This window comes from Microcoleus sp. S28C3 (genome assembly GCF_036700785.1).
In the GTDB taxonomy this organism is placed as follows: domain Bacteria; phylum Cyanobacteriota; class Cyanobacteriia; order Cyanobacteriales; family Microcoleaceae; genus Microcoleus; species Microcoleus asticus.
Window position 1 is genome coordinate 1 of record NZ_JAUBPO010000066.1, and the last position, 17,416, is coordinate 17,416.

Genomic DNA, 17,416 nt, shown 5'->3' on the forward strand with positions numbered 1-17,416 from the left:
GGAATCTCTCTCTAAATTCACCATAATTTCTACTCAGCTCCTTCTGAGTAAATTTGTGCTTAGTCTAAACTCCAGTACTCCGCCCACCCTTCCCAATTCACCAGGAGCTAACTTTTTGTTTGGTAGAACACAAAACATTCTGGATAACTTCTAGAGCAACAGCTTTAACTACATTAATACTTACACTATTACCCAGTTGATGATAAGCTTTATCATCATTAGGATGCAAAATAAAACTATCGGGAAAACCTTGTAATCGTGATGCTTCGCGGGGAGTAATCCTGCGAACTCGGTTATGAGAGTAAACCCCTAATCTATTAGCATCACTGGCAACAATTGTTACCGAAATCTTATGCGGATCGAGAAATTTATAGACTTCAAAGGAAAAGTTACCGGATACAGGTTTGTACTGATTGTTGTTCCGTTGCAGGTACTTTTTTGTTACCAAGGAATCCAGAATTTCAACGAGATTGGGATGAGCAAAAAAAGTAGCTATTTGCTCTTTAGTTAATAGCTTGCCATCTTGGTCAGCTCCAAATTCTTTATTGCGCCTTTTCAATATAAAAAGATTCATTAATTCAATTTCGTCTAAACTGCACTCGCCTCGCAAACCCAGTTCCCAAGAATGAATCGAATTGCCGCCGCGATAGTCAATTAGCCGCCTACCGTGCAAGCGACTAAAATCATTGTTAACTATTTGTTTCAAGGCCTTAACAAATTCTGGCGAACAATCATATTTTGGATCTGGATTGTCTTCCAAAATATCTGCAACTGTGACAGGTTTACTTAACGGGGAAAATAACGATAGCTGTTGATGACTAGAGGAATGCGAATCTTTTGGGCCTAAGTCGGAAATTAAGCCAAATTGGGGCGAAGCATTTAAAATTCCTACTAGGTAAACTCGGACACGGTTCTGAGGTAAGCTAAAGTTAGAGCTGTTGAGCAAGAAATAATCGAAGCTGTAACCTCGGCTTTTGATTTCGCCCTTAATAGTTTCGAGGGTTCTACCGCCGTCGTGGCTGACAAGCCCCCGCACGTTCTCGAAAATAAATGCTTGAGGTTTAAAGGTATCAATTAACCTTGCAATCTCAAAAAATAGGGTGCCTCTGGTGTCTCCAAAGCCCTCTTTTTTGCCAGCATAGGAGAAAGACTGACAAGGAAATCCCGCTAGTAAAATTTCATGTTCAGGCAGTTTGTCAATTAATCGGATGTCGCCTAAAGGTGTGTCGGCAAAGTTTTTCTGGTAAACTAATTGAGCGTCGGGATTGATTTCGCTGCTTAATACGCATTCTGTTTCCAGATTCAAGGAACGAGCGGCGGATTCAAACGCTAATCTCATGCCGCCTATTCCTGAGAATAAGTCAATAAAACGGATTTTTGGCATAATAATTTTAGTTAGTTGAGATTTTAACAGCATTTCTTCAGTATACCATCTCTTTACTCATTGTTAGGCACAAAGTAATCCCTCAAAAAATCGCAAAGTACATTAAGTTCATTGTGGGAAAATGCCACAGTGCAATGACTATACGTACACAAGGTTCTGATTGCATTTTCCCTCTCAAAGTTACCAGCACCATCAATGACATAAGCCATTTTATAACCTGCATTTTCAATCTGCTCAAATCTAGCTCTTGCTTGTCCAGCTTTACGTTCAATTACACTATTTGTTGTTACCTGAAAGCTAATCTCTATTGCAACAAACTTATCTTCTTTAGAAAGAACCAGATCAAATGTTGTTAGTCCTTTTTCGCTTTCTTGGTCAGTATGTCTAACGCCGGGTAAATGACCGTTAGGTCTAATAGCTATATCTATAACCCCTAAATTATCTTGTAAGTATTCTTTGACAAAGTTTTGAGCGATTTGACCTAAAGTATTGGCTTGTGACCCAGAGGTTATCCGGCTAACCCAGATATATCGTTGTTTAATAAACTTATTTAATTTATCGGGTTGACCTAAGTAATTACCAATTTCACATTTAGCTAAAACCTCAGCGCTTTTTTCATTCAGTGAACTAGCGCCGAACAAAAGAATTGCTATTAAATCTTTATGTGCCAAAGATAGAGATTGATTTTGGAGTATTTTTTTACCGTCAATCCCTAGTTTATTATTGGTTAGTTGACCTGATGCTGGTAGAAAAGTGAATTGATAAGAGTAAGTTTGCAGGTTCCAAAGGTAATCTAATCTCTTTAAGGGAAACATAGAATTAAACTGACTATTCACTCTTTTTATCATTTCTCCCCCAAAGTCCGCCAGTACAATTAAATGTTTCAGGAACATATTTGCCGAAAGTGTTGAAGCTTCTACTATTTGAAATAATCCGCTTAACTCCGAAACAGGGACGCTAAGAATAGCAATAAATTGCTCTTGAGTTTCTATCAATTTTGGTATGACACTGAGTTCTGCTTCCTTTTGAGATAAGTCGGAAGGCCAAAACATAGAAGCTAACTCACGGATTTCTTCAACTGTTCTTCTGTAATTGTGAGTTGACATTTTGGGCTTTGTGTGATATTGAGTGCTGTGAGTTTGATGAGATCGCCCGCCCTTCTCGCTATTAAATGTTCGGCGGCCGTTGACGCGATTTTTCAGGGGAGGAGGCTGGCGATCGCACTTTTCCCTATTTCTTGCTACTAATCCATTCCTTAAGATCCGCGATCGTAAAAATGGCTTGAAAATCCAATCCCGCCTCGCGATATAATTCCCCTCCACCTTGCTCCCTGTCAATCAGCGACAACACGCGATCGACTTTATAACCGGCACCCCGCAACCGTTCCACCGCCTGCATCGCCGACTTACCCGTCGTCACCACATCCTCCAAAACCGCCACATTTGTCCCCTCTGGCAACAGTGGACCCTCAATATACGCCATTGTCCCGTGTCCCTTCGTCTCCTTTCTGACAATTAAAGCTGGTATAGGTCGACCTTCGAGAGCCGAAACCACGCTCACCGCAGTTACAATCGGGTCAGCACCCAAAGTCAAACCGCCCACCGCTTGCACATCCGACGACAGCATCGACAACAGCAAACGTCCCGTTGCCAAAGCACCTTCAGCGTGCAGCGTCACCGGTTTGCAGTTAATGTAATAAGAACTTTTCTGCCCCGAAGACAGCACAAAATCGCCTTCACGATAAGCAAACTCGCACAACAAATCTAGAAGTCGATCGCGCAACACCTTTAAATCCGCAGCATCCATAACTCACACCGTGTAAAAAACACAAATAATCCGCCGATAATCAGTTTATAGTGGAATCGGAATTAATTAAGGAGGCTGAAATATTATGAGTCAAAAGTTAAAAAGCCTGAGCGGCGCGTTGATTCTCGCTGTCGCCTCTGCCGCACTGGCATCCGTCAAACCAGCTCAAGCACAAACAGCTCGATTTCACCCGATTGCCGACGACTTCAACCGACAATTCTTTGAAGCTTCAGGAGACTTTTACCACAACGTCAGCTTGCAAGGTTACTTGGGCGACTATTTAGGCATCGGTTCCCCCAGCGGCGTCGTTGCCTTTCCCGAAAAAGAAATCGAGCGGGATGCCAGTCGCGTCAACGGCTTCTACCGACGAGTAATGCAGCGCCAAGTTTCCAGCGATCCGATTCTCCGCGTCCCAGATGCCGTCAATCCCTTCGATGCCTCAGTCATGGCACTGCCTGCTGCTTGCCAGCTAGCACCTCAACCGAGCGGCTGTTTCCCCACTCCCGCCGGGCTTCAAGATCAGTTTACACTTCCAACACAGCAGCAAGATTCACAGACCGATCCAGGCCCCGTCAGAGGACTTTATCAAGTATCGCCGGCCGGCAAAAATTAGTCGATCGACAGTTGCGAGTTTTGAGCCGAGGCGGGTTTACTAAATCTCGGATTTGTATGAGAGAAAGTCTGAACCCGCCCCAAAATTTCATGTTTTGGCGATGCTGTCGGTAAACGCGCAACTGGATTTTTTTTAACTATCGCGGTTATTTTACAGGACTAAATATTATCCAATATTTATGAAATAATGCTGCCGTCAGGCATGATTGTTCCTTTCAAAATAGCTTCGCCCAGATTAGCTCCCGCCAAGTTCGCTCCTCTGAGATTTGCCCGGGTCAAATTCGCCCCTCTCAAATCAGCTTTGCCGAGGTTTGCCCACCGGAAATCGGCAGCGCTCAACTCCGCAAAACAGAGATTTGCCTTGAAAAGATAGGCGGCAGTGAAGTGAGCTTCCCCGAGGTTAGCCTTAGAGAAATTGGCTGCATAGCAATGTGTTTCAATGAATTCGGCTTGAGTGAGATTGGCTTGACTGAGATTAGCAAAATTGAGGTTCGCGCCGATCGCATTAACTCGAAACATTACCGCACCGATTAAATTCGCATCTGCGAAATCGGTTTGTTGGAGATTGGCCGCCGTGATGTCAGACCCAATTAAATTAGCACCGCTCAAATCAGCTCGCCTCATGTCGGCCGATCGCAGGTTGGTTCCAGTTAAATTAGCTTTAATTAAATTAGTTTCGAGCAGTTGCGCTCCGGCAAGATTTGCTAAACTAAGATTTGATTCGGCGAGGTTAGCCGCAATTAATTTAGCCTTAAACAAGTCTGTTTTAAAAAGATTTGAGCGCCAAAGATGCGCACCTCTTAGATTTGCTTCAGCGAGGTTAGCTTCGCTGAGATCCGGTTCTATATTTGGGTTGAGACTTCTCCATTCAATCCAAGTAACAGCACCTTTTTTTAACAGCGCTAAATGCTGTGTGTTTGCCATAATTGCATCTCCTTTAACGGCTATTCCTTGCGACCAAAAATTGCTTGATTTTCTCGACCCGTTACGTTTTCCACCGCCGCAATTGCTGCCTGGGAACCTGCTATAATATCTCGTTCTGCGCCGCCGAGGTAAAGCCGTCCGAAACTGCCTACAGCCTGAACCTCTAAGATGTTAATAGATGCGCCTTTTTCTGCTTCATTGGCCGCCAGCGCTGCATAAGCAGCCGGTTCTACTTCTAAAACGTAAAGCGTTTGTCCCGCCAGCAGCAACTGTCCGCGGCGGGTGCGGTTGATTAATTGTGTTTGGTGGGGGTCAATGTTGCGAATAATTTGACTGGAAATCACTCGCGGTTTGATACCTTCTTCTCTGCGGACTCCCATGAATTCTAGAATTGCTTTGCCTGCGGCCCGCGTTTCCCCTTGCTGACTTGAGTGTACTTCCAGAAGGCCGTACAAGCGTTCGACTATCTGCACTCCCGGGCGCACGGAGGCTGATTTTAAGGCGACATCGGTTATTCGGTTAATTTCGATACCGGGCGAGATTTCTATCCACAGCGACGCATCCCCCGGCAGCGGCAAGAATCCGGCGGCGACTGTACCGATGTATGCTGCGTGCTGCGGCTGCAAATTGTCTAGAAATACGTAGCTGCGTAGCTCTATTCCCAAAAGTTTTTATCTCCGTCGATCGAGTTCCAACAGTTGTCTGTGCAATATCTGAGTTTACCTTTTTTTGTCAACAACACCTTGTCTGTTGTCGGGAGCGCGGGAGTGCCTCACAACCGAGTCTGGTGCCAGACCCGCGATTTCTAGTGCCGGAGTGCCTCCGCGAGCAATCTTTAATTTCGTGCGCCTGCTAAAAATTTGATATCAATCTGTAGTTATACGTGGAACATAACAATGTTTACTGCTAGAGGTGGATTTAACTTTAATAGCCGATCGATATAGTGATGATAGTTAAAGATTTTTGCCAACAGAGAGCATTTGAATTATGAAACGTTCTGATTTATCCAAAGCAATCGGTGCAGGCATTCTAGCTGCTGGTTTAGCCATGGTACCAGGTAATCTGCCTGCTTCGGCTCAGACAGATACAACTGGCGGTACAACTGGCGGTACTAACAGCACTACCACCACCACAACTCCTCGCTCCGATGTCTACAATGCTGAGACAGATCGCGATTTTGACTGGGGATGGTTGGGATTGCTTGGCTTGTCCGGTTTGTTAGGTTTGATTCCCCGCAAACGCGAAGAAAATGTCCGCTATACCACTACAACGGGCGATCGCGATCCAGCCGTGCGTACTGACTACCGCTAATAATCGAGTATTAGGGCTGTGGGCATCATGCAGGGACAGGATGTTTTAACCTGTCCGACGATCGCCAATAATCATCAAAAAACCTCCATCTGTGAGGTTTTTTTGTTTGAGATGAGGCGCGATCGAACGACTGTAAAATTGGTTGCATCTGAGATATTGCACCATTGTCAAGGACTGGTTTTCCGGCCTGTTTCACAATAGATGGATTTTCTTATGTGCCGTTGCTCCGACGCTGCCTATAAAAGCTTTATTGAGAATGGTGCCACATCTCAAATCTAACCGGATTTGATATTATTTATTTCTTCCTTTCTTCTTCGCGTTATTTGCGTCTTGGCGGTTCGTTAAATAAAGACTTTTCAGACATAAAAAGACCTTAAATAATGTTGTTTCCGCCCGATCGACCGAGTACCTCCCAAATCGCCTGCACCAACTTGTCCACGTCAAAAGGCTTAGAAAGGTGCCGCTGGAAGCCTGCAGCCTGGGCCTGCTGATAGTTAATTTCTCCAGCATAAGCGGTGAGGGCGATCGCCGGAACCAGTCCCCCTTGCTCTGGCGCCAGAGCCCGAACCTGCCGCAGCAACAGATAACCGTTAGTGTCGGGCATTCCAATATCGCTCAACAGCACATCCGGCACAGACTGACCTAAAACCGCCAAGGCATCGTCGGCGTTAGAAACTGCTGTAACGCTTGCCCCACAATTTTCAAGCACAAAAACCACCAAATCTCGCGCATCGGCATTATCATCCACCGCTAACACGTTGATACCGCTCAAATTGAAGAATTGCTCCGGCGCAGCCGCTGCAGGACTTGTCTGAGGTTGCGCGGGCATCAGGGGTATCGTGACGGTAAATGTGGCGCCTTGTGCTTCGCCTGCACTTTCCGATTTCACCGTGCCGCCGTGGAGTTCGAGGAGATGGCGGACGATCGCCAATCCTAAACCCAATCCGCCAAACTTGCGCGTCATAGTGCTGTCAGCTTGCCGGAAGTAGTCGAATACATAGGGTAGAAAATCAGCTTCGATACCTTTTCCAGTATCAGTTACAGTAATTTGGGCGTCGGTGTCAACCCGATCGAGAACGACTTCAATTTTGCCTCTCGGCGGGGTGAACTTGACGGCATTGGACAGCAAATTCCAGAGTACCTGCTGAAGTCTCCCCGCATCGCCCAACACCGGGCCGAGATTCGGTGCAAATTGAGTGCTGATTTGAATCGACTTGACTTCCGCCGCCAGACGCACCGTTTCAATAGCAGCGCCGATCACCCCGGCTAAATCCACAGGTGCAATATTCAAGCTGACCTTGCCTTGCAGAATCCCCGACACGTCGAGCAAATCTTCGATAAGCTGGGTTTGCAGTTTGGCGTTGCGCTCGATCGTCTCTAAGGCGTAACGCTGCTTTTCCGGTGTCAGAGAGTTCGATCGCAGCAGCTTCGTCCAGCCCACAATCGGGTTTAAGGGAGTCCGCAATTCGTGGGACAAAACAGCCAAAAATTCGTCTTTGACGCGGTTAGCCTGTTCTGCTTGTTCCCGCGCTGCCTTTTCCCGGGCTAGAAGGCGTTCCCGTTCCGCTTCTGCAACTTTGCGATGGGTAATGTCGGTGTTGGTGCCGCACCAGCGCAGCACATTGCCTCTATCGTCGCGAATCGGCACGGCGCGGGAGAGAAACCAGCCGTAAGATCCGTCTTTGCCGCGCAAGGGGAAAGTATCTTCCCATAGTTCGCCTGTTTCAATGCAGCGCCTAAATTTTGCGACAACCCGATCGAGGTGTTCCGGGTGTTGCACCAGTTGCCAGCCCCAGCCTCGCATCTCTTCTAGGGTTGTGCCCGTGTAGTCAAACCAGCGCTGGTTGTACCATAAACTCCCCCCAGTGGGATCTGTCATCCAGGCCAACTGAGCGATGTTGTCAGCTAGAGCGCGGAACCGAGCCTCGCTTTCGTGCAGCTCATGCAGGGCTCGCGCGTGCAGGATCACCGTCCAGAGGCGAGCCACCACTTCTTGCATCAGCCAAACTTCATCGGGCCGCCAGTGCCGCACCGCCTTTGATGTCACCAGCAAAAGAGCCACCCAGCGCCCTTCCTGAAGGCAGGGAACATCGACCAAAGCGCGAATCGACACGGCACCGTAGTTATCGAATAAATGCGCTGTGTGGGAATAATTAGCGATATCTGAGATGACAAGTGTTTGACCTGCCATAGACAGGGCTTTCAGTTCTGCCGTCTTAAAGTCGGAGATTTGATAGGTGCCGGCGGCACTGGCAAGGTCTGACTGATGCCAGTCTTGGTGGACAATTGCCAGATCGGCTTCTACATCGATTTCGTGCCAGATGCAGCGATCTGCCTGTAAATATTCTCCCAGACTGTTCATCGCTTCCGACAACATTTCTGCGGGGTTGGAGCGCTGCCGCAAGCGGACTTCGAGCTCGGAGAGAAACTGCTCATTCAGTTGGGCTTGTTTGCGATCGTGAATATCGGTATACGTGCCGATCCACTCGACAATTTCGCCCCCCGCGCCGCGAAATGGCACGGCGCGGGACAAATGCCAGCGTTCCATTTGGTCTGCTGCCCGCCGCAGGCGCAGCTCAACTTGATAAACTTCTCCGGTGATTTGACATTCTTGCCAGCGGGCAAAAGCTTCTGCCGCATCGGACGGCGGCACCAGGGACTCCCAATTGTTGTGAACGGCTTCCTCGTAACACATTCCCAGATATTCCGACCATTTTTGTTGATTCGTAAAACGAATTGCCCCGCCGGAGTCTACGTTCCAAATCAGGTGGGGCAGCGACTCAGCCAGGAAGCGGAAGCGGCGGTCGCTTTCTGCTAAGCTTTCTTCGGCTCGTTTGCGATCGTCAATATCAATGCCGATCCCGGCCCATTGCAGCACCTGTCCCTTCGCGTCTTTGATGGGTACAAGTCGCGCTAAATGCCAGCGGTAGGTGTTGTCAAACCGCAGCACCCGACACTCGAATTCGTAGGCTTCCCCTGCTTCAATTGCCTTGGTGCGCGTGGGGACAACTGTTGGCAGATCCTCAGGATGAAATAAGTGCAGCACCGGCGCAGCCAGCGGCAATTCTGCTGGCCTTATGCCCGTGTAGATTTTCCAGTGTTGGTTGCAAAACTCTAACCTGCCGTCGGCGGTGTTGATCCACATTAATTGCGGGACGCCATCGGCGATGGTGCGGTAGCGATTTTCGCTTTGCCGCAGTGCTTCTTCTATTTGCCGGCGCTCGGTTTTGTCCTGCATGATTTTGAGGAAACCTTGCACATCGCCTGCTGCGTCGCGCAGGGGCATCACCAGCCCGCTGCCCCAAAAGCGGCTGCCATCTTTGCGGAGGTGCCAGCGCTCGTTTACTGCCTTTCCCTGAGTCAGGGCGAGGTGCATTTCTAGTTCCGGCTTTCCGGCTGCTGAGTCTTCTGGGGTGAAGATAATTCGTCCGTGGTGTCCGAGGATTTCAGCTTCGGTATAGCCCAGCAATCTTTCCGCGCCTGAGTTCCAAGTGGTAAAGTGTCCGCCGGTGTCGAGGGTGAAGATGGCGTAGTCTTTGGCGCTGTCGAGAATCAATTGCAGGTGGGTTTCGCGATCGCGCAGTGCTGCTTCTGTTTGTTTGCGCTTGGTAATGTCGCTGGTGAAGCCGACTATTTTGGTCAGTTCACCTTGCTGGTTGCGCATCGAACAGCCGCGCTCCCAAACATCGATCCAGCGCCCGTCTTGGTGCCGGACTCGGTACTCGATTTCATAGCGCTCGGCACTGAAGATTGAGTCCGCTCCGGCTTGGATGCGCGGCAAATCGAGGGGATGAATGCGTTCTCTCCACCACTCTGGTGTTGCGGGTGCGTCCTCTGGGCGGACACCGACGAGGGAGTACAGTCCCTCGGAACGGTAAACAGAGTTCCTTGCCAAATCCCACTCAAACACGATGCCGTCGATCGCCCTTGTAGCTAACTCAAAGCGGTTGTTGCTTTCTTGCAAGGCGAGTTCGGCGATTTTGCGATCGGTAATTTCCTGTACCGCGACATTCATCCCGACAATCTCCCCGCCCGTGTCTTTGAGCGGCCACCAATTCACGAGCCAAGTGCGTACAACACCGGGTTGAGCTTTGGTTTCACCGCTGATTTCACAATTTTGCATCGGTTCTCCGGTTTCGACAAGGCTGCGGAACACAGCTTCGGCTGTGTCTGCCAAGCCGGGGAATATTTCGCGCACCGTCCGGCCGATGTGCGTTTCCACGGGCAAGCCGTTGATTTGGGCTAACCGCTGGTTGAGCCGCACGTACCGCAAATCTGTGTCTAAAACGGCCAAACCCACGGGAGTTGTTTGGTAGAGCGACTCTATCTCTAGAAGTTGACGGCGCACGGTTTGCTCGCTCTGGTGGAGGGCGAGTTCGGCCATTTTGCGATCGGTAGCATCAAATAATACTCCGATAAACCGCACTGCTTCGCCTGCGGCGTCGTAGAGATAGCGCCCGAACGAGCTCAACCAGCGGATTTCTCCGCTGTCGGCCCGGATGATGCGGTATTGGGGGGAGTAGAGCGATCGGGTTTGCCGAGCTGTTTCTATTGCCTCCAGGACTTGCTTTAAGTCGTCTGGATGCACGCAGTTTTGCCACGCAGCGAAGGTTGTTTCGCCGCCCGGTGTCGGTTGGCAGCCCAAAATGCTGAAATGGGTCGCCGACCAAATTACTCGATTTGTTCGCACGTCTAAATCCCAGGTTGCCATGCCTGAGCCTTCGATGGCGATGCTCAAACGTTCTTCGCTTTGTTTTAAGGCAATTTCAGTTTGTTTGCGATCGCTGATATCTGTGAGGGAGCCCACGGCCCGCAAGGGATTGCCTGACTCGTCCCAAATTGCTCGCCCTCTGGCTAAAATCCATTTGTAGCGCCCGTCGGGACAGCCAATGCGGTACTCGCAGCAGTAATGTGAGGTTTCTCGATGCAAGTGTCGCTGCCAATTGCTTTGCACCATCTCCAAATCATCGGGATGAATGTAGCTTAAAAATTGGCTGAAGTGCTTGACTTCTTCGGGCCGACGTTCCAAAATCTCTAAACCGCGATCGCTCAGGATCTGGAAATTGGTTTGCAGGTTCTGATCCCAAATGCCGTCGTTGTTTCCCTGCAAGGCTAGCTGCCAGCGTTCTTCGCTTTCTCGCAAAGCTTCTTTGGTTCGATTGGCGCGATCGATTTGTACGGCGGCAACGGCAAAGTCTGCTAGGGCGATCGCGATCTGCAAGTCTTCGGCATCGAATTGGCGATCGGAATCGTGAGATACAATCCATATTGCCCCCAGCGGTTGATTTTCTGCTTGCAGCGGCACGACTAACGCTTCGGCGATCGGCAATTCTAGCTGCTGCAAGTCGGTGAAGTATTGTTCTGGAGCGAAGTAAAGCTGGGGAGTTTGGCGATCGAAACCAGCTCCCGACAAACGCAATTTGCGCGGTGTGTTTGTGTGTTCTGCGGCTTCCCACGCGCCCGCCAAGGCTTCCCAGCCAAATATTTGTTCGGAAGTTGCATTTTCTTCTAGCAAGCAGACTCCGACGCTTCCTGCGTCGCACAAATCTTGAGCGATCGCAACCAGTGTTTTGAGCAGCGTGTGGGGTGAGGTTGCCAGTTGTCGAGCCAGCATTTGTAGCGCTCGGTTTTCTGCTTTTCGATCGTGCGATCGAGGGGTGCGGCGCGACAGTTCCTCGGCGATCGGAATGTCGGTTAAATTAGTTTGTGGGGTTTGCCAAGCTTCCATCAATTAGTCGTCTCTACGTCTTTCGGTATGTCTGAGCTGGCGAGCGTCTATCAGCGCGAAATTAAAGCATCTGATATATTATATTATCTACCCACAGACAGAATATGCGATCTATCTTGGGAATTACTTTTTAGTTTTCAGCTTAGTTGATTGCCTTGTTTGCCGATGCTCTTGCCGCCACAATATGCACAATTTTATTCCCGAATCACGCTTTTTTCCATATCTGACTTGGACAGAAATTGAGTCTATGTCGGACAAGGAAAATACAGTTATAATTCAGCCGCTAGGTGCGATCGAACAGCACGGCCCGCATTTGCCTTTAATTGTAGATGCGGCAATTAGCGTGGCGGTTACTGGCAAAGCGCTGGCAAAGTTAGAGGCAAATATTCCCGCTTATGCTTTGCCGCCTTTGTACTACGGCAAGTCAAACGAACACTGCCATTTTCCTGGTACAATTATGCTCAGTGCTCAGACACTTTTAGCAGTAATCGGTGAAATGGCGGACAGTATTTACCGGGCAGGATTTCGGAAATTAGTGTTAATGAATGGTCACGGCGGACAGCCGCAGGTGATGGAAATTGCGGCGCGGGATATTCATCAAAAATATCAGGATTTTTCGGTTTTTCCGCTGTTTGTTTGGCGCGTTCCGAATGTAGCTGCTGAGTTATTGAGTGCGAAGGAGTTGGAATTTGGGATTCACGCTGGTGATGCAGAAACGAGTTTGATGTTGGCAATTTTGCCATCGCAGGTGAAAATGGAACTGGCTGTTACAGAATATCCGAAAAATTTGCCGATCGACAGTTTGCTGAGTATGGAAGGGAATTTGCCTTTTGCTTGGCTGACGCGAGAGTTGACTGAAAGTGGTGTGTTGGGCGATGTGACGGCGGCGGCGAAAGAAAAGGGATCTCGTATTCTCGAATCTCTCTCTGACGGCTGGGTACAAGTTATCAAAGATGCGATCAAATTTCGACAGCCGGGAAGTAATTAAAAATTAAGAATTAAAAATCAGAAATTGTTCTAATCCGTGTCAAAATAAGTCTAAGAAATTTTTTGAGTTGGAAAACTAACGATGAGTGTAAATTCTAAATTGCAGCGCGCATTTGAGCAAGGTCGCGCCCTGAAAATTATCAGCGGTTTAAATAATTTTGATGCCGCGAACGTTGCGGCTGTCGTCAAAGCAGCGGATCTCGGCGGTGCTTCCTTTGTCGATATTGCTGCCGATCGAGATTTGGTATTGATGGCAAAACAATTGACAAATTTGCCAATTTGTGTATCGGCTGTGGAACCGGAAAAGTTTGTGTCTGCGGTAGAAGCTGGCGCTGATTTGATTGAAATTGGCAACTTTGATGCTTTCTACGCAGTAGGCCGCCGCTTTGAAGCTGAGGAAGTTTTGCAGTTGACTCGCGAAACTCGATCGCTATTTCCGAACATCACTCTTTCTGTGACAGTTCCCCACATTTTGGCACTCGACAAACAAGTGCAATTAGCAACAGAATTAGTCAAAGCTGGGGCTAACATCATCCAAACTGAAGGCGGCACCAGCGCCCAGCCAATTCACGCCGGCACCTTGGGATTAATTGAAAAAGCAGCGCCTACTTTAGCCGCAGCCTTTGAAATTTCCCGCGCCGTATCCGTCCCCGTACTCTGCGCTTCCGGCATCTCCAGCGTCACCGCACCCCTCGCTATTGGAGCCGGTGCTGCGGGTATTGGTGTCGGTTCTGCTGTCAGCCAACTTAATAGCGAAGTGGCGATGATTGCGGCTGTTCGCAGTTTGGTTGAAGCTTTGGCTTTGGTTTCGCGATCGCACTTTGCCGCTTCAATTTAATTAAGAAGTTCGGCAACGAATTTAACGGATAGATGTTGAGGGAATAAGTCAAGCGTGAAGATTTTTTTCCCTCTCCTCTTCTCCCTCTCTCTCCCTCTTCCAAGACTTCCTTAATAATTGGCAACCCACACGGCATAATCATCTAATAACTGATTGTTCGGGGAAATCATATCAACTGATTCTAACTCGGATAAAGGCAACATAAACTTTTGGCACTCGCCGACGCGCTGCACTTCCACAAATATGCCTTCTTCCTCAACCCTAAAATCCTCAAACCGATTAATTTTGAATCTATCAGTAGAAAAAGGTTGAGTTTTTTTGAGCCTTGCATATTCTTTTTGACTGCCAGAACCTATCGTATATTCTTCTTCCCATTCAAACTCTTCTATACCGGTAACGTGGCACGGGAGTTGAATATTTTGCTTGATGTACTCTAGATATTTGGCTGAATTTTCAAGGCTGACATCAATATTTTTCGATCCTAAAATTTTCCTAATTTTACTTTCAAATTGCTTGAGACTAAAGGGGATACTTTCATGGAGATGGGCGAACATTTCTGGATCGAACCCCGAGCTAAATTCGGGTACTTCCGCCAGCAGGCGCTGGAAGTCGTTTAGCGGTTTCGGTCTTCTGCCTGCTACAATGGTTTCATCAAGCTGAACTACAGGAAGTTCGGATTGTGAAGGAAGGGATTTGCTTGGATCTGGGCGATCGTCCAATTTAGATTTGTTAACTTTAGACTGGTTAAGTTTAGGCTGGTTAAGTTTAGGCTTGTTAAATTTAGGCATCGCTCGGTCTCGCTATATCGGTTTATCAATAAAGTATATCTTGGCAGAAGTACATTCGTGTCTAATAGGAGGAAGCTGTAATGCAACTACTGAAATCGCCTGATGAATCGGAAGTCTATCAAGGACAATTCGGCGAGTTTACGATTACTCAAAGCGATCGCGCGGGAGTGTTGATTTACCGCGCTGGATTGGGGGTGGCGGCGCTGTGTTTTGCGATCGGCGCTACTCTGGTGCTGCAACAGGGCGACAACCCGATTGCAATCCAAGCTGTAACGCCTGTTTTTGCTTGTTTCTGGATAGCTTTAGGCGTCAGCTTGGCAACTATTCACATTTACATGATTGCGCTGCACCGAGCACTACAGGCGTTTTGGGCGATCGGTGGCGCGGCAGCATTGTTTGTCGCCCTACAAAGCAGCCAACCTCTAGCTTTAGCAGTGTACGAACATCCAGCCACGTTGTGGGGAATTGGCTTTACTTTTGCTGCCTTAAATGGCGTTTATTTTAAGGAAGCATTCTGCTTTAACCGCCTAGAAACTAAGTTTTTGACTCCGGGAGTTCCTCTCTTAATTTTAGGACATATTTTCGGCTTTTTGTCAGCCGAAAATGAACAGTTTTTGCTAGCAGTTTGGGCGGCTTTGTTTATCATCTTTGCTGTGCGCAAGTTTTTTCAACCGATGCCACAGGATATCGGAGATAAAAGCGTTTTTGAGTATCTGAAACACCAATAGTATAGTAGAAGGAAGAATATCTGACTTCCTTCTTCCTTCTACATCTGCTATATGAATTTTGCAATCCTGCGAAAACTCAAAATCAAAATGAGTCTAATCCGCCGAGAAATGTGGGCAATTACCAGGAAACTTTGGGTAGTTGCTCTGATGGTATTAATAATTGCAATGCTCTTAATTATCACAAATATCCATCCGTTTTTGGCGGTAAATGCGCCGATTAAAGCAGATATATTGGTTGTCGAAGGCTGGTTACCCGATTATGCGATCGAAAGTGCGATCGCCGAATTCAAAAAAGGCAAATACCGCCAATTAATTACCACAGGAGTTCCTTTAAGTAAAGGCTACTATCTGGCTGAATATAAAAATTATGCGGAACTGACTGCCGCGACTTGTATTGCGCTAGGATTTGATAAAAACAAAGTAGTAGCTGTACCAGCAGCGAGTGTTGTGAAACACCGCACTGCTGCTTCTGCGATCGCACTTCGCGATTGGCTGGCTGCTTCTGCCATAAAAGTTGACTCAATTAATCTTTATTCTTTTGGCCCTCACGCCCGCCGAAGTTGGATTGTTTTCAAAGAAGTGCTGAATCCTGCCATTAAAGTCGGCATTATAGCGGCTGAACCGCAAGATTACAATTCCCAAGAATGGTGGAAATCGAGCGAAGGTTTTCGGACTGTGATCGGAGAAATTATTGCTTATATTTACGCCCGTTTCGTAGATTGGAAAACCTAGCCAGTAATTGTCAACCTACCTCTTAATTCCCTTCACGTTCTTAGCGCTTTCGCGGTTCGTCAAAATATATTTATATAACAGTTTTAAATCCGTGGAAATACAGGACAGGGCAGTGCCGTTTTCCTACCCGGGCATCTGTGGAAATACAGGACAGGGCAGTGCCATTTCCTACCCAAGGGATACAGGACACGGCAGTGCCGTTTCCCTACTATATTCAACCGAAGATGATAAAATTATTATCAGATAAGTTGAGGGCAACTCGTTGCTAGAAGAACGCGCTTACTGGTTAGCATGGTCGCAAATTAACGGTATCGGGCCGATTTTGTTGCAAAGATTGCATCAAAATTTTAATAGTTTGGCAGAAGCTTGGACGGCAAAACCAGTAGATTTAATGCGAGTCGAAGGGTTTGGCAAGCAGATAATTGAAACAATTTTGCAAGAACGAAATAAACTTATTCCTGAAGAATTTATCGAAAAACATCTTATAAAAAATCCCTGTTTTTGGACGCCCGCAGATCCAGATTACCCCCGCTTATTATTGGAAATTCCCAATCCGCCGCCGGTGCTGTATTATCGCGGTTTAGTCGAGGTAAAAGAGAATCAAGGAATTACGCCGACGGTGGCAATTGTTGGCACTCGCAGCCCTTCGGAATACGGCAGAAGGTGGGCTCGCAAAATTAGTACGGCTTTGGCTAAAAGCGGTTTTACTGTGGTTTCGGGATTGGCCGCGGGCATTGATACAGAGGCTCATACAGGCTGTTTGGAGACGGGAGGAAGGACTTTTGCAGTGGTGGGAACGGGAGTAGATATTGTATATCCTAAACAAAATGAGAGGTTGTGCGATCGCATTTTGCAGCAGGGATTGGTAATTAGCGAATATCCGGCGGGTACTCAACCGAATAAAACTAATTTTCCGCGCCGAAATCGCATAATTGCTGGCTTAAGCCGCGCTACAATTGTGATAGAAGCTCCGCATAAATCGGGTGCTTTAATTACTGCTTATCAAGCGAATGATTTTTGCCGGGATGTGTATGTTTTGACGGGCAGATTGGATGATGAGCGTTCTTTTGGTTGTTTGGAATTGCTGAGTAAAGGTGCTCATCCGATTCTGCCAAATAGCGATCGAATGTTAAGCGAAGACAGGTTATTGGAAATGCTCGGAGCTATGCCAAAATTGGATACAGCCGAGCAGTTGTCGCTCTTTCCTCCAAATCCGACGGTTGAGAAGCAAGGGCCGCCGTTGGAGCCGGAATTGGCTAAGGTGTTAAGTGCGATCGAATCTGGACCGATTTCTTTTGATACTATTGTCGAAGCGTCTGGATTAGAAGCGGGAACAGTTTCTAGTATACTTTTGCAGTTGGAATTATTGGGATTAGTCTCGCAGTTACCGGGAATGAGATATCAGCGGTGCTGATGTTAAATCCGCATTTTATACAGATAGTATTTAACCCGAATTTAGACAACGGAGGACACGGCATTGCCGTCTCCCTACCCAAAAATAATCAATCTTTCTCGCGAGTATCTAAGCATCCCCCAATTAATTGTAGGGAAACGGCACTGCCGTGTCCTAATTTCGGG

14 protein-coding genes are annotated in these 17,416 nt (G+C 47.7%); 7 read left to right on the forward strand and 7 right to left on the reverse strand.

Going from position 1 to position 17,416, the window contains the following annotated elements; genetic code table 11:
- Positions 1-97 precede the first annotated feature (97 nt).
- The 3 genes from dcm to pyrE all read right to left on the reverse strand — a co-directional run bounded on the left by dcm (position 98) and on the right by pyrE (position 3,190).
- Entirely contained in the window at positions 98-1,384 is a 1,287-nt protein-coding gene (gene dcm / locus QUA13_RS19545; RefSeq protein ID WP_333201104.1) for a DNA (cytosine-5-)-methyltransferase, read from the reverse strand.
- Between the two features lie 53 nt (positions 1,385-1,437).
- Positions 1,438-2,490 carry a restriction endonuclease gene (locus QUA13_RS19550; protein WP_333201106.1) on the reverse strand — a complete coding sequence of 351 codons (1,053 nt, stop codon included), beginning with the start codon at positions 2,488-2,490 and terminating at the stop codon, positions 1,438-1,440.
- A gap of 124 nt (positions 2,491-2,614) precedes the next feature.
- On the reverse strand, positions 2,615-3,190 hold the full coding sequence (gene pyrE / locus QUA13_RS19555; RefSeq protein WP_333201108.1) for an orotate phosphoribosyltransferase: 576 nt from the start codon (positions 3,188-3,190) through the stop codon (positions 2,615-2,617).
- Positions 3,191-3,275: 85 nt separating this feature from the next.
- On the opposite strand from pyrE, the gene QUA13_RS19560 reads away from it, so the two are divergent.
- Positions 3,276-3,803: a hypothetical protein gene (locus QUA13_RS19560; protein ID WP_333201110.1), complete on the forward strand. Its 528-nt coding sequence runs from the start codon at positions 3,276-3,278 to the stop codon at positions 3,801-3,803.
- A gap of 176 nt (positions 3,804-3,979) precedes the next feature.
- Here QUA13_RS19560 and QUA13_RS19565 read toward each other — a convergent pair whose 3' ends face one another.
- Positions 3,980-4,726, reverse strand: coding sequence for a pentapeptide repeat-containing protein (locus tag QUA13_RS19565; RefSeq protein WP_172192639.1), 747 nt, complete (start codon positions 4,724-4,726; stop codon positions 3,980-3,982).
- A 20-nt stretch (positions 4,727-4,746) separates the two neighbouring features.
- Entirely contained in the window at positions 4,747-5,391 is a 645-nt protein-coding gene (locus QUA13_RS19570; protein WP_172192637.1) for a hypothetical protein, read from the reverse strand.
- A gap of 322 nt (positions 5,392-5,713) precedes the next feature.
- Between QUA13_RS19570 and QUA13_RS19575 the strand changes: the two genes are divergently transcribed.
- Entirely contained in the window at positions 5,714-6,037 is a 324-nt protein-coding gene (locus QUA13_RS19575) for a WGxxGxxG family protein (RefSeq protein WP_172192635.1), read from the forward strand.
- Between the two features lie 373 nt (positions 6,038-6,410).
- Here QUA13_RS19575 and QUA13_RS19580 read toward each other — a convergent pair whose 3' ends face one another.
- Positions 6,411-11,765 carry a PAS domain S-box protein gene (locus QUA13_RS19580; RefSeq protein ID WP_333201113.1) on the reverse strand — a complete coding sequence of 1,785 codons (5,355 nt, stop codon included), beginning with the start codon at positions 11,763-11,765 and terminating at the stop codon, positions 6,411-6,413.
- A 184-nt stretch (positions 11,766-11,949) separates the two neighbouring features.
- Here QUA13_RS19580 and QUA13_RS19585 point away from each other — a divergent pair, with 184 nt between their 5' ends.
- Both QUA13_RS19585 and QUA13_RS19590 read left to right on the forward strand, forming a co-directional pair.
- The gene (locus tag QUA13_RS19585; protein ID WP_333201114.1) at positions 11,950-12,753 is read left to right on the forward strand and encodes a creatininase family protein; all 804 of its coding nucleotides are present in this window, start codon (positions 11,950-11,952) and stop codon (positions 12,751-12,753) included.
- A gap of 81 nt (positions 12,754-12,834) precedes the next feature.
- Positions 12,835-13,590, forward strand: coding sequence for a DUF561 domain-containing protein (locus QUA13_RS19590; RefSeq protein WP_333201116.1), 756 nt, complete (start codon positions 12,835-12,837; stop codon positions 13,588-13,590).
- A 110-nt stretch (positions 13,591-13,700) separates the two neighbouring features.
- Here the strand turns inward: QUA13_RS19590 and QUA13_RS19595 are convergent, their stop codons facing one another.
- Positions 13,701-14,378, reverse strand: a complete 678-nt coding sequence (locus QUA13_RS19595; protein ID WP_333201118.1) for a hypothetical protein — start codon at positions 14,376-14,378, stop codon at positions 13,701-13,703.
- Between the two features lie 80 nt (positions 14,379-14,458).
- On the opposite strand from QUA13_RS19595, the gene QUA13_RS19600 reads away from it, so the two are divergent.
- The 3 genes from QUA13_RS19600 to dprA all read left to right on the forward strand — a co-directional run bounded on the left by QUA13_RS19600 (position 14,459) and on the right by dprA (position 17,252).
- Positions 14,459-15,106 carry a DUF2301 domain-containing membrane protein gene (locus QUA13_RS19600; RefSeq protein WP_172192465.1) on the forward strand — a complete coding sequence of 216 codons (648 nt, stop codon included), beginning with the start codon at positions 14,459-14,461 and terminating at the stop codon, positions 15,104-15,106.
- A gap of 87 nt (positions 15,107-15,193) precedes the next feature.
- A complete protein-coding gene (locus QUA13_RS19605) occupies positions 15,194-15,838 on the forward strand; it encodes a YdcF family protein (RefSeq protein WP_333201121.1) in 645 nt (214 codons plus the stop codon).
- A 262-nt stretch (positions 15,839-16,100) separates the two neighbouring features.
- A complete protein-coding gene (gene dprA, locus QUA13_RS19610) occupies positions 16,101-17,252 on the forward strand; it encodes a DNA-processing protein DprA (RefSeq protein ID WP_333201123.1) in 1,152 nt (383 codons plus the stop codon).
- Positions 17,253-17,416 lie beyond the last annotated feature (164 nt).

Coding starts and splice junctions, on each gene's coding strand:
- QUA13_RS19560 (WP_333201110.1), top strand. CDS start 3,276: ATGAGTCAAAAGTTAAAAAGCCTGAGCGGCGCGTTGATTCTCGCTGTC.
- QUA13_RS19575 (WP_172192635.1), top strand. CDS start 5,714: ATGAAACGTTCTGATTTATCCAAAGCAATCGGTGCAGGCATTCTAGCT.
- QUA13_RS19580 (WP_333201113.1), bottom strand. CDS start 11,765: ATGGAAGCTTGGCAAACCCCACAAACTAATTTAACCGACATTCCGATC.
- dcm (WP_333201104.1), bottom strand. CDS start 1,384: ATGCCAAAAATCCGTTTTATTGACTTATTCTCAGGAATAGGCGGCATG.
- QUA13_RS19600 (WP_172192465.1), top strand. CDS start 14,459: ATGCAACTACTGAAATCGCCTGATGAATCGGAAGTCTATCAAGGACAA.
- QUA13_RS19585 (WP_333201114.1), top strand. CDS start 11,950: ATGCACAATTTTATTCCCGAATCACGCTTTTTTCCATATCTGACTTGG.
- QUA13_RS19550 (WP_333201106.1), bottom strand. CDS start 2,490: ATGTCAACTCACAATTACAGAAGAACAGTTGAAGAAATCCGTGAGTTA.
- QUA13_RS19595 (WP_333201118.1), bottom strand. CDS start 14,378: ATGCCTAAATTTAACAAGCCTAAACTTAACCAGCCTAAACTTAACCAG.
- QUA13_RS19605 (WP_333201121.1), top strand. CDS start 15,194: ATGAGTCTAATCCGCCGAGAAATGTGGGCAATTACCAGGAAACTTTGG.
- QUA13_RS19565 (WP_172192639.1), bottom strand. CDS start 4,726: ATGGCAAACACACAGCATTTAGCGCTGTTAAAAAAAGGTGCTGTTACT.
- QUA13_RS19590 (WP_333201116.1), top strand. CDS start 12,835: ATGAGTGTAAATTCTAAATTGCAGCGCGCATTTGAGCAAGGTCGCGCC.
- pyrE (WP_333201108.1), bottom strand. CDS start 3,190: ATGGATGCTGCGGATTTAAAGGTGTTGCGCGATCGACTTCTAGATTTG.